Below are 12,202 nucleotides of genomic sequence, written 5' to 3'. Positions count from 1 at the left end.
ACCGCGGCGCTCGCGCGCTCGACGGACGGTGGCGCCCTACGCGAGCTCGTTCGCAGCGCGCGTGAGCTCGGTCACCGCACGCTCCACAATCGCGTCGGTCATGCGCGCGTTCGGTCCGGAGATGGAAAGCGCTGCCGGGGGCACCGCACCGGGCACCGCAACCGCGATGCACCGCACCCCCACCTCCTGCTCTCCGTCGTCGATCGCGAAACCGCGACGGCGAGTCTCGCGCAGGTCGGCAAGCAGCGCCTCCTCGCTCGTGATACTCGTCGGCGTGTAGGCCGGCATGCCGGTGCGGGCGAGGATCTCGCGGACGCGCCGCTCGGGCAGGGTGGCGAGCATCGCCTTTCCCACGCCGCTCGCGTGCGGCAGCACACGTCGCCCCACTTCAGTGAACATGCGCATGCGGTGCCGAGAGGGCACCTGCGCAACATAGGCCACCAGGTCACCATCGAGCACCGCAAGGTTCGCGGTCTCCTGCGCGGCCTCCTCGAGCTGGATCAGTGCCCCGCGCGCCGACTCCGCGAGCGGCGGTGTGGCACGCTCGCCGAGGCCGATGAGCCGCGGGCCGAGCGCGTAGTCGCGCGTTTCGAGCTGACGCGCCACCCCGAGATCGAGCAGGGTGCGCAGCAACCGGTGCGCGGTGGGCACTGCGAGGCCCGTGCGCGCGGCGATCTCGGCGAGCGGGAGCGGGGTGTCGGCCGTCGCAAGCGCTTCGAGCAGGCTGAACGCGCGCGCAACCGACTGCACCTGTCCGCCGCCAGAGGCGGGGACCGAGGGTTCGGATCTCATGATTCCATCATACGGAGTGAATACTCCAAAACAGCAATCGGCCTCCTATCGTGGGCTGTGGCGCGAAGCAGCGCCCACCGCCCCCAGCATTGGAGCTCGCATGACCGCATACGCGTCCCGCGCCGACCTTTCTGTCGCCGAACCGATCCTCGCTTTCGCCGAGGAGAGCCTGTCGCGGCACCAGATCGACCCCGACACGTTTTGGGCGGGGGTGAGCGCGATCGTCCACGAACTCGCGCCACGCAACGCCGAGCTGCTGCGCACCCGCGATGAGCTGCAGGCCCGCATCGATGCGTTTCACCAAGCCCAGCCCGGCATCCCCGAGCCCGCCGCCTACCGCGCGTTCCTCACGGAGATCGGCTACCTTGCACCCGAGCCCGGCGAGGTGCGCGCGACAACCGCCAACGTCGCACCCGAGATCGCCAGCATGGCGGGCCCGCAGCTTGTCGTGCCGATCCTCAACGCACGCTTTGCGCTCAACGCGGTGAATGCACGCTGGGGCTCGCTCTACGACGCGCTCTACGGCACCGACGCCATCTCGCAGGAGGGCGAGCTCGCCCCCGGCGCGAGCTACAACCCTGCGCGCGGCGCCGCGGTAATCGCGCACGGCCGAGAGCTGCTCGACACGATTGCGCCGCTTGTCGTGCACTCCGGCAGCTCGCTCGCCTCCGATCCCGAGCGAGGCGACGCCCCCTCGCACGCCGCGGCAACGGCGTACTCGGTTGTCGACGGCGAACTCCGCGTGGCGCTCGACGAATCCACCACTGCGGTTCTCGCCGATCCCGCAACGTTTGTTGGCTACACGGGCGAGCCCGCGGCCCCGACCTCGATCATGCTCGTGCACCACGGCCTCCACGCCGAGATCGTCATCGACCGGACCGGGCAGATCGGCGCGGGCGACGCGGCGGGCGTGCAGGACATCGTGCTTGAGGCCGCCCTCACCACCATCATGGATCTCGAGGACTCCGTTGCCGCCGTCGACGCCGAGGACAAGGCGCTCGGGTACCGCAACTGGCGCGGCCTCATGGATGGCTCGCTCACCGAGGAGGTCGCGAAGGGTGGCAAGACCTTCACCCGCCGCATGAACCCCGACCGGGTCATCACGTCACCCCAGGGCGAGGAACTCACGCTGGCCGGCCGCTCCGTGCTGTTCGTGCGCAACGTCGGCCACCTTATGCTCGGCGATTCGATCCTCGACCAGACGGGCGCGTGGACTCCCGAGGGGATCATTGACGCGATCATGACGGCGCTCGGCTCGCTCGATGACCTGCGCGGCGCGCAGGCGAACTCGCGCACGGCGTCCATGTACATCGTGAAGCCCAAGATGCACGGCCCCGCCGAGGCCGCGTTCACGGCCGAGCTGTTCGCTCGCGTCGAGCAGCTGCTTGGCCTGCCCGCCCTCACGCTGAAGGTCGGAATCATGGACGAGGAGCGTCGCACCTCCGCGAACCTCGCCGCGACGATCGCTGCGGCGGCCGACCGCGTCGCCTTCATCAACACGGGCTTCCTCGACCGCACGGGCGACGAGATCCACACCTCCATGCACGCCGGGCCATTCCTCCCGAAGGCCGCCATCCGCACGGAGCCGTGGCTGCCGGCCTACGAAGCGCGGAACGTGACGATCGGTGTCGCTTGCGGGCTCGACGAGCACGCGCAGATCGGCAAGGGGATGTGGGCGATGCCCGACCTCATGGCCGCCATGCTCGAGCAGAAGATCGGGCACGTGCGCGCGGGGGCCTCGACCGCCTGGGTGCCCTCCCCCACCGCGGCAACGCTGCACGCCACCCATTACCACCGGGTGGACGCATTCGCGGCGCGCGCTGAGCTGGTTGCCGCCGCCGCCGCGGACCCCACGAACGCGGAGCGCGCGCTCGCAGACCTGCTCACCGTGCCGCTCGCGGAGCCCGGGGACCTCGACGCAGAGACCGTCGCAGCGGAGCTCGAGAACAGTTCGCAGTCGATCCTCGGCTACGTGGTGCGCTGGATCGACCAGGGCGTTGGCTGCTCGAAGGTGCCCGACATTCACGACATCGGGCTCATGGAAGATCGGGCCACCCTGCGCATCTCCGCCCAGTTGCTCGCCAACTGGTTGCTGCACGGCGTGATCAGTGAGGCTGAGATCGATGCGGCACTGACCCGCTGCGCGGCCGTCGTGGACCGCCAGAACGCCGCCGATCCGGCGTACGAGCAGCTGCTCGGCGCCGACGGCGAGACGCCCGGCATCGCATTCACGGCCGCACGCCGCCTCATCATCGAGGGCGGGGCACAGCCGAGTGGCTACACGGAGCCCCTGCTGCACGAGCTGCGCCGCGCGAAGAAGGCCGAGCAGGCCGCACTCGTGTAGTGCGCGTGGGTGGGCGGCCGGGCCGCCCACCCACGCTCCCGCGCCCTAGAAGTGGTACGGGAACGGGCTCCAGTCGGGCTCGCGCTTCTCGAGGAACGAGTCGCGCCCTTCGACGGCCTCATCGGTGCCGTAGGCGAGGCGCGTAGTCTCGCCGGCGAAGAGCTGCTGGCCCACGATCCCGTCGTCCACCGCGTTCATCGCGTACTTCAGCATGCGGATCGCGGTGGGCGACTTTCCGAGAATGGTGCGCGCCCACGCAATGCCCGTGCGCTCCAATTCCGCGTGCGGCACGACCTCGTTCACCGCACCGATCTCGCGCGCCCGCTCGGCGTCGTAGGTCTCCGCGAGGAAGAAGATCTCGCGCGCGAACTTCTGCCCGACCTGACGGGCAAAGTAGGCGCTGCCGTAGCCGGCGTCGAACGACCCCACATCGGCGTCCGTCTGCTTGAACTTCGCGTGCTCGCGGCTCGCGATCGTCAGGTCGCACACCACGTTGAGTGAGTGTCCGCCGCCCGCCGCCCACCCGGGCACCAGCGCGATGACCACCTTCGGCATGAACCGGATGAGGCGCTGCACCTCGAGAATGTGCAGGCGGCCTGCGCGTGCTCGCTCTTCGGGCCCAACCGCCGTCTCCGAGTCGGCGTACTTGTAGCCGTCGCGCCCGCGGATGCGCTGGTCGCCGCCGGAGCAGAACGCCCAGCCGCCGTCGCGCTCCGACGGCCCGTTGCCGGTAAGCAGCACGACGCCCACGCGCGGGTTCACCCGCACCCGATCGAGCGCATCGTAGAGCTCGTCGACGGTGTGCGGGCGGAACGCGTTGCGCACCTCCGGGCGGTCGAACGCGATGCGCGCGATCCGACCGTCAAGGCTCAGGTGCGCGGTGATGTCGGTGTAGCCGTCCGCGCCGGGGGCGAGCTCCCACTCGGCGGGGTCGAAGAGTTCGGAAACCTGCTGCGTCATGCCCCCAGCCTATTCCGCGCGGCACCGCATGGGCGGCCCGCCGCTACGAGACGGCGACGCCGAACAGCAAGCCAATCGCGTACGTTGCGATCATCGTCGCACCGCCCATCACGATGTTGCGCAGGATCGCGGGGCCCCGCGGCGCCTTCCCCAGCACCGCGCTGATCCATCCGGTGAGCAGCAGCCCGATCAGCACGGCGACCGCGGCGACCCACACCCGGGACTCGCCAACGGGCAGCAGGATGACCGCGAGCGGGATCAGGGCCCCCACGCTGAACGCAACGAACGAGGACACCGCGGCCACCCATGGGCTCGTGTACTCGTCGGGGTCGATCCCCAGCTCGACTTCGGCGTGCGCGGCAAGCGCGTCGTGCGCGGTCAGCTCTTCGGCGACCTGCTGCGCGAGCTCGGGCGAGAGCCCCCGCTGCTCGTACAGCCCCGCGAGCTCACGCAGTTCCTCCTCGGGCATTTCGGCGAGCTCGCGCTTCTCCTTCGCGATCATCGCCCGCTCGGTATCCCGCTGGGTACTCACGGACACGTACTCGCCCCCGGCCATCGAGAACGCGCCGGCGACGAGCGCCGCAAGCCCGGCCGTTGCGATCGCCAGCACGTTTCCCGGCGTCGCCCCTGCCACACCGATGACCACGCCCGCGGTCGACACGATGCCATCGTTCGCGCCGAGTACCCCGGCACGCAACCAGTTGAGCCGCTGCCCCAGGTTCTCGTGCGGTTCGTGCGGGTGCTGGCCCGGTGCGGTGACTGCCTTCTCGCTCATGCTCTGATTGTTGCCCTGAACCGGGCGACGCACAAGCGCCCCCGGGCGTCGGCTGCTCAGTGCGGCGGCCGGCCGCGGCTACCCTGGGGGCATGAGCGCCAATCAGATTGGGATCCCGCCCCTCGACGAGGTACTGAGCGCCGTCCGCGTGGTCGCGATCCCCACGCGCACGCGGTTCCGCGGGATCACCGTGCGCGAAGCGGCGATCTTCGCGGCACCGGAGGGGGCGAGCGAGTTCTCCCCGTTCACCGAGTACGGCGACGCGGAGGCAAGCGCGTGGCTCGCGGCGGCGCTCGACTTTGGGTGGCAGCCGCAGCCCAAGGCGCATCGCGAACGCATTGAGGTGAACGCGACGGTGCCCGCGGTGACGCCCGCCGAGGTGCCTGGCATCCTCGCGCGCTTCCCCGGCTGCCGCACCGCGAAGGTGAAGGTGGCCGAGCGCGGGCAGAGCCTCGCGGACGACATTGCGCGCGTGCGGGCGGTGCGCGCGGCGATGGGCCCGACGGCGCGCGTGCGCGTGGATGCGAACACGGGCTGGTCGGTTGCCGAGGCGGTGACCGCGTTGGCCGCGCTCGCCGAGTTCGGGCTCGACTATGCGGAGCAGCCCTGCGTGTCCGTCGGCGAGCTCGCCGAGGTGCGCACCCGGCTCGCCGCCGCGGGCGTGCCCGTGCGCATCGCCGCAGACGAGAGCGTGCGCAAGGCCGCCGACCCCCTCGCGGTGGCGCGGGCGGGCGCGGCAGACCTCATCATTGTGAAGGCGCAGCCCCTCGGCGGTGTCGCCCGCGCGCTGGAGATCGTTGCCGAGGCGGGCCTGCCCGTGGTGGTATCGAGTGCGCTCGACACCTCGGTCGGCATCGCGATGGGCACCCAGCTCGCCGCGGCGCTGCCCGACGGCATGCTCGCGGGCGCGTGCGGGCTCGGCACGGTCGCGCTGCTCGACGGGGATGTCACCCGGGCGTCACTCGTGCCGGAGGAGGGCTCGATTCCGGTCGGCCGCCCACCCCTCGATCCCGATCTGCTGGATCGCTATGCGGCAGCGCCCGAGCGCATCGCCTGGTGGCGGGAGCGCGTGGCGCGGTGCCACGCACTCCTCACCAACCCGCGCGAGCGTTAGACGCGCACGCGGCGGGCGCCCTCACCGAGCGCCTCAAGCTTCGCCCACGCGATCTGCGGGTGCACGCGGCCGCCCAGGCCGCAGTCCGTCGCGGCAATGACGCGCTCGGGGCCGACGATCTTCGCGAAGCGCTCAATGCGCTGCGCAACGAGGTCCGGGTGCTCAACGAGGTTGGTCGAGTGGCCGACGACACCGGGAACCAGGATCAGGTCGTCCGGGATCAGGTCCTTCTGCTCTTCCCAGACCGCCCATTCGTGCTCGTGGCGCGCGTTCGCGGCCTCGAAGGAGATCTGGCCGACCTTCGCGCCGAGCACCGTCTTCAGGATGTGCTTCAGCTCGATATCGGTGGTGTGCGGCCCGTGCCACGAGCCCCAGCACAGGTGCAGTCGGATCTGTTCCTTCGGCAGCCCCTCGATGGCCTGGTTGATCGCGTCGATGCGGATCTGCGTGAACGCGAGGTAGTCAGCCACGCTCGGCTCGGGGTTGATCTGATCCCAGTTCTCGGCGAGCGAGGGATCATCGAGCTGCAGGATCAGGCCGGCGTCGGTCACCGCGCGGTACTCCTCGCGCAGCGCCGCGGCCCAGGCGTCGATGTGCTCCTGCTCGCTGCCGTAGAACTCGTTCTCGATGCGTGCTGCCGAACCCGGCGCGATCGCGGTGAGGAAGCCACGCTCGCCGGGCTGGAGGGCTGCCGCGAGGTTGCGGGTGTCCGCTGCGATCGCCTCCTGCCCGGTGTAGGTGATGGGGCCCGTCGTCGCGGGGAACGCCGTGGCGTTCTTGCCCACACTGATGCCGCTCTCCGGATCCTGGTACGCCTCCGCGAACGCGGTCCAGTCGCGACGGTCGGGGAACGTGGTGAGACGCACGTTGCCCGGCTCGGAGCGCACGGGCTCCTGGCTGAAGATGTCCTTGCCCGTGAGCTCGAGGCCCGAGGTGCGCTGGAACGAGTACGTCCACCAGGCGCCGTAATCGACCGCGTTCGACATCGCCTTGCCAAACTCGCCGTCGCCCGGCTGCGTGATGCCCGCGGCACGCTGGCGCTCCACCACGTCACGCGTCGCCTCAGCGACAAGCGCCTCGAACTCGGGCGTCGACTGCAGCGTGAAGCCGTCCTCTGCGAAGGTTCGGGCGGCGTTCGCCGCGATCAGGGCTTCCGTGCGGGGAAGGCTGCCGGCGGTGGTCGTCTCAATGCGGGTCATGCCTTGACCGTAGTGAGCGCGATGCCGCGGCTCCCAGTCGAGTGACGTTCGATGACGACATGTGACGCCGCGTGACAGCCAGGGTCGCGCGGGCGCCTCATCCCCACCGGAAAACTACCCCTTCAGGCCGGGGAAATCCTCTTCGCGCCACTCACCCGCTGGGCGCTCGCCAGCGGCGTACGCGGCTTCCTCCCGCTCGCGCAGCTCGACCCGTCGGATCTTCCCGGAGGTCGTCTTCGGAAGTTCGAAGAACTCCACGCGCCGCACGCGCATGTACGGGGGCAGCGCCACGCGGGCGTGTGCGAGGATCTCCCGTGCCGTCTCATCCGACTCGGCGACGCCCGCGGCGAGCGCAACGTACGCCTTCGTGACGTTCAGCTTCGTCTCGTCGGGCGCACCAACGACCGCCGCCTCGGCAACATGCGCGTGCTCGAGCAGCGCGCTCTCCACTTCGAACGGCGACACCTTGAAGTCGCTCGATTTGAACACGTCGTCCGTGCGCCCCACGAAGGTGAGCACGCCGTCCTCGCCGCGCTGCGCGACGTCGCCCGTGTGGAACAGCCCGTTCGCGGTGGCACGCGCGGTTGCCGCGTCGTTGCCGAGGTACTCCGTCATGAGGTTGAGCGGCGCACGGCGTGGGGCGGCCCCGTCGCGATCCGGATCTGCCGCCTCAATGCGCAAGCAGATCTCGCCCTCCGTCGCCTCCTCACCTGTCACCGGGTCGATGAGCACGGCGTCGACACCCGGCAGCGGCAGCCCCATCGCGCCCGGCACGATCGGGTCGCCCGGCATGTTCGCGATGAGCGCGGTGGTTTCCGTCTGGCCGTAGCCGTCGCGAATCTCAAGCCCCCACCACTCCTTGATGCGGGCGATCACCTCAGGGTTCAGCGGTTCGCCCGCAGAGACGACCTCGCGCAGCGCGTGCGGCTTGCGCTCCAGCTTGTGCTGAATGAGCATGCGCCACACAGTGGGCGGCGCGCAGAACGTGTTCACGCCGACGCGATCCAGCTCTGAGACCAAGAACTCTGCGTCGAAACGCGCGTAGTTCGCAACAAAGATGGTGGCGCCCACGTGCCAGGGGCCAAAGAAGCTCGACCAGGCGTGCTTGCCCCAGCCAGGCGCGCTAATGACGAGGTGGGTGTCCCCCGGGCGCACCCCCAGCCACGACATCGTGGTGAGGTGCCCGAGCGGGTAGCTCGTGTGCGAGTGCACCACGATCTTCGGCAGGCTCGTCGTGCCCGAGGTGAAGTAGATAAGCGCGGGATCGGTGCTGCGCGTCGTCTTCGCGATCGCGCCGGCGCCCGCAGCGCGAGACTCCTCGTAGTGCAGCCACTCCCAGAGCCCGGCGCGCTGCTCCTTGGTGCCGTGTGCCAGACCAACCCCAACGCCACGGTAGGAGCCAGGCACCTCCGCGAACTTTACCGCGTCCTCTGGCGCAGCGAAGACCCAGCGCACACGCGCGCGCTCGACGCGGTCGACGAGCTCGTGCGAGCCGAGCACCACCGACGTCGGCAGGATCACCACGCCGATCTTCATCGCGGCAAGCATGATCTCCCACAGCTCAACCCGGTTGCCGAGCATGAGCATCGCCACATCGCCCGTGCGCGCGCCGATCGAGCGGAGCCAGCCCGCAACCTGGTCTGAGCGCCGCTTCAGCTCCGCGAAGGTGAGCTTCTGCTCGCTGCCGTCCTCTTCCGAAATCCACAGCGCGGTCGTGTCGTTGCCCTCGGCAATCACGTCGAACACGTCGTGCGCCCAGTTGAAGGCGTCTCCCACGTCAGGCCAGCTGAACTCAGCGCGTGCGCGAGCGGGGTCGCCCGCGCAGGCGAGCAGCTGGTCGCGTGCGGCGAAGAATGCGGCGGTGGCGTCGGTCTCGGTCATGGTGTCTATTCTCCACCCGCAGCGCCGAGTCGCCGTGCCAGCACGACACATTGGGCCACGACGGCGGCCCAGGTCACCCCCGCGAGCACAAACGCCCCGGTTCCCCGAGTATCGCTGCCCGCCATCGGCCCGATGACCCACCAGAACAGTACGCATTGCGCAACGAGCAGCACGGGGACGCCGATGAAACCCACCAGCTTCAAGCCCAGGCTGGGTGCTCGGCGGCGAAGTGCCGCTGCGGCAGTGATCCCGATCGCGACTCCGAGGACAACGCCAGTCAGCCACATCAGTCCAACGTACGGGCGCTCATACGCCGCGAGAGCCCGCTCCGCGGCTCCCTCTTCCACTCCGGGGAAGGTGCCGGCGGGAAAGTCGATGCGTGCCCCCAATTCAGTGAAGGCGCCCACCTCGAGCTCGTATTTCCCCAACTGTGCGTTCACATCAGCTTCGATCTCGAACGAGCCGCCCTCGCCCAGTACATCAACTGCGCGCGACTCCACCGCGTCCGCATCGAAGGTCACTACCAAAGCGCCGTCGCTGCGAGTGCGCTCCGTGCCGATCCGAAGCTCCCTCCGTTGCCCCGTGTCGTCGTACCAGGAAGACTCGCTCTGCCAGGGGAGCACGGAGTTGCCTACTGCCCCCGGAACTCGCGGGCGGTCAAGATCCAAATCGATCCAACCGCCCCCACGGAGCTCTGCAGCGAGGTCCGCAGCCACCGTGAGCTCGAGGCGGAGGGGACGCACGGGCGCAGAGCCGTCATACGGGCTACTCGGATTCGTGTAGTACTCGTCATCCCAGGTTTCGAGCCATGCAATCCATGGCACCTGCTGCAGATTCCCCGCACTGTGAGGGGCTGCAACCGCCGCGCTCCGCAGCGTGTAGCGCAGCTCAATCTCATGCCTGCCGGAGAGCGCCTGCGAGAACTGAGTCACCATGACGCGGCTCCGAGGCTGCTCAATCTCGCGCACCGTCATGGGGGTACCGTCGATCGTCACTGGGCCGAGGTCGAAGCCGAGATCCTGGCCGAGATACTGCGTCGGCCATTCCCGGGCGTACTGTGGCACGCGCGCGGAGTCTTCGGCAAATACGGCCGTGAGCCGCTCGGTGACTTCGAGTCGGGCTGTTCCGTCGACGCCTCGCGCGAGCTCAGCTCGCACGTCGAAGCCGGCAGTTTCCGTGTACAACGTGCCCGGAAGGTTACTGGCCTCTTCACTGTAGTGATCCGTCTTCTCGTAGGGCGGCGCCTGCGTCGCGACAACAACAATGGTGCCAGCGAGAACAGCAACCGCTGCAGCGAGCGCGAGTAGTGCGGAGAGTGAGACGAAGCGAGTGCCACGCCACCCGCTCGCGATCGATCGGTCTCGAGCCTCGTCGACGGCAAGCCTCTCCACGTGCTTTCCCGCGCGCCGGGAAGAGACGAAGAGGAGCGCGTACGGCAGCACCGGCTCAGAGAGCGGGCCGCGCTCCAGGAGCCGCGTCGCGCGCGCGAAAACGTGCACGCCCTTCAACTGTTGCACTGAGAGAGCGCCCATACGGGTGAGCGGTCGCGGACGATGCACCAGCGCAAGGGTCGTCACCGCGAGCACTGTCGAGACCAGCACGAATGCGGCCGGCCACCACACCACAGAAAGAATGACCTGTTGCGAAAGCTGCCGAAGCAGACCCCATTGCAGGAGCGTGATCGCCACGGGGGCGAACACAAAGAAGTCACGCACGTAGCTGTCGGGCACCCACCGGAGCCCACGCTCAACTACTTCATCGGTGCGGCGCCAGCGCAACGCTGCTGCCCAAGCCGCGGGAAAGTTCCCCCATCGGCCGGCCCGTCGGCCAGCGCGCGCAAGCCGTGCGAACTGACGCTCGTCACTCCTGGCGGGGCCAGGGTTGGCAGCAAGCTCAGACAGCAGCTCAGCATGCCCAGATTTTCCGAGCAGCGCAGTGGCCAGATCCGGGGTGAGCCCCTGCGGCGGTTCGCTCCGAGCCAGATACCAAGGCTCTCCGGCGCTATCTGCCCAGACCACCCGCCTGGCGGCGCTCGCGAAAAGCGCGAGGAGCGCGAGGGCGCCGAGTGGCAGCACAGGCCCGTAGCTCTGCCACCAGAACAACGTGGTCGTCTCCGGCTGGGCGAATGTCCCCGGTTCGAAGCTGGTGCGGATCAGAATGTCCGGGAACGGCGGCAGCCCCTGATCATTGCTGAAGTGATAGCGCACTGTGTCGCCCGACTCTGGCTCGGTTCCCGCCGCGTCGACCGCTGGCTCTTCCGGGGTCAGCCACTGCGTGGCACTCGCGAGCAGCCAGCCGACGTGCGCCTGGGGCGGCCGAATCAACGCAGCATCGAGCTCGACGGGGAGTGTGAGCTCAACGTCGATCCCCTTCGTCGCTTGCGGCCAGAGCTCACCGAAGACGGGCCAATTCCAGCTGTCCACAGGAGCGCCGGTGGCATCATCGATCGCGGAGGTCACCAGGTTATGGAGTCGATAGGAAACGACGATCTCGTGCTCGCCCGAGAAATCTGACTGATCTGGTCGCGTGATCTGCACCGTCGTGGTGGTGGTTCGGCGAGCAATCTGCGCCGCCACCTGAACCCCGTCGACCGTCACTTCATCAAGCTCGAACTCAGCGTCGTGTCCAGCGAACTCGGTCACAAGGACCCGGTTCACGCTGTGCTCCGGACCGTTTCGGAAATCCGCGGTGTAGCGTTCCGAAACGGCAGCGCTGAAGCGCCCTGTGGCGTCGCGGGAAACGTCGTACTCGACAATCACGTCGCGCGCGACCCAGTCGACCTGATCGACTTTCGCTGCTGCGATCACGTCGTCAAACTCAAGGGGTTTGTTGATGATCGGGCCGAGCAGCAGGAGGACTCCGACCCCCGCGATCAACGCCCAGAAGACCCGAAAGATGTTGCGCCAGGCCGCATTGCCACGCGCACGGAGCCGCGCCTCAACGGCGGTGAGTACAGCGGCGAGCCAGCGAAAGAGCGGCGTGTGCTCTGGAGCAGGATCGGGGATCCGGCCCGAGTTCAGGAGTTCCGGGTCACTGCCGGCGACATCGAAGAAATCGGCGCCGGGCAAGCCGCGTCGTGCCGCCCTCGCGTCTTTGCTCATCGCTATTCCCCTCCGTCGGTTCCTGCGCGGGGAGCC

The 12,202-nt window shown here is 68.9% G+C and carries 8 protein-coding genes; 2 read left to right on the top strand and 6 right to left on the bottom strand.

All coding sequences use genetic code 11. From position 1 onward, the window contains the following. Positions 1-36 precede the first annotated feature (36 nt). The gene (locus ACR81A_RS01255; protein ID WP_202382442.1) at positions 37-792 is read right to left on the bottom strand and encodes an IclR family transcriptional regulator; all 756 of its coding nucleotides are present in this window, start codon (positions 790-792) and stop codon (positions 37-39) included. Between the two features lie 100 nt (positions 793-892). On the opposite strand from ACR81A_RS01255, the gene ACR81A_RS01250 reads away from it, so the two are divergent. Further along, on the top strand, positions 893-3,136 hold the full coding sequence (locus tag ACR81A_RS01250; RefSeq protein WP_440312331.1) for a malate synthase G: 2,244 nt from the start codon (positions 893-895) through the stop codon (positions 3,134-3,136). A gap of 45 nt (positions 3,137-3,181) precedes the next feature. Here ACR81A_RS01250 and ACR81A_RS01245 read toward each other — a convergent pair whose 3' ends face one another. Further along, positions 3,182-4,096: a 1,4-dihydroxy-2-naphthoyl-CoA synthase gene (locus tag ACR81A_RS01245; RefSeq protein ID WP_440312330.1), complete on the bottom strand. Its 915-nt coding sequence runs from the start codon at positions 4,094-4,096 to the stop codon at positions 3,182-3,184. A gap of 43 nt (positions 4,097-4,139) precedes the next feature. Beyond that, positions 4,140-4,871: a VIT1/CCC1 transporter family protein gene (locus ACR81A_RS01240; RefSeq protein WP_202382445.1), complete on the bottom strand. Its 732-nt coding sequence runs from the start codon at positions 4,869-4,871 to the stop codon at positions 4,140-4,142. A gap of 91 nt (positions 4,872-4,962) precedes the next feature. Here ACR81A_RS01240 and ACR81A_RS01235 point away from each other — a divergent pair, with 91 nt between their 5' ends. Further along, a complete protein-coding gene (locus ACR81A_RS01235) occupies positions 4,963-5,985 on the top strand; it encodes an o-succinylbenzoate synthase (RefSeq protein ID WP_440312329.1) in 1,023 nt (340 codons plus the stop codon). Here the strand turns inward: ACR81A_RS01235 and ACR81A_RS01230 are convergent. The 3 genes from ACR81A_RS01230 to ACR81A_RS01220 all read right to left on the bottom strand — a co-directional run bounded on the left by ACR81A_RS01230 (position 5,982) and on the right by ACR81A_RS01220 (position 12,166). Next, entirely contained in the window at positions 5,982-7,184 is a 1,203-nt protein-coding gene (locus ACR81A_RS01230; protein ID WP_440312328.1) for a cobalamin-independent methionine synthase II family protein, read from the bottom strand. The genes ACR81A_RS01235 and ACR81A_RS01230 overlap by 4 nt on opposite strands. A 114-nt stretch (positions 7,185-7,298) precedes the next feature. Continuing rightward, positions 7,299-9,065 carry an AMP-binding protein gene (locus tag ACR81A_RS01225; protein WP_440312327.1) on the bottom strand — a complete coding sequence of 589 codons (1,767 nt, stop codon included), beginning with the start codon at positions 9,063-9,065 and terminating at the stop codon, positions 7,299-7,301. A gap of 5 nt (positions 9,066-9,070) precedes the next feature. Then, positions 9,071-12,166 (bottom strand): DUF2207 domain-containing protein, encoded by a 3,096-nt coding sequence (locus ACR81A_RS01220; RefSeq protein ID WP_440312326.1) that lies wholly within the window; start codon positions 12,164-12,166, stop codon positions 9,071-9,073. Between the last annotated feature and the right edge of the window lie 36 nt (positions 12,167-12,202).

Origin of the sequence: Leucobacter chromiireducens, assembly GCF_051993095.1 — a bacterium.
In the GTDB taxonomy this organism is placed as follows: Bacteria; Actinomycetota; Actinomycetes; order Actinomycetales; family Microbacteriaceae; genus Leucobacter; species Leucobacter chromiireducens.
The sequence above is the reverse complement of the archived record's forward strand: the minus strand, read 5'-3'. Positions and strand labels throughout refer to the sequence as shown.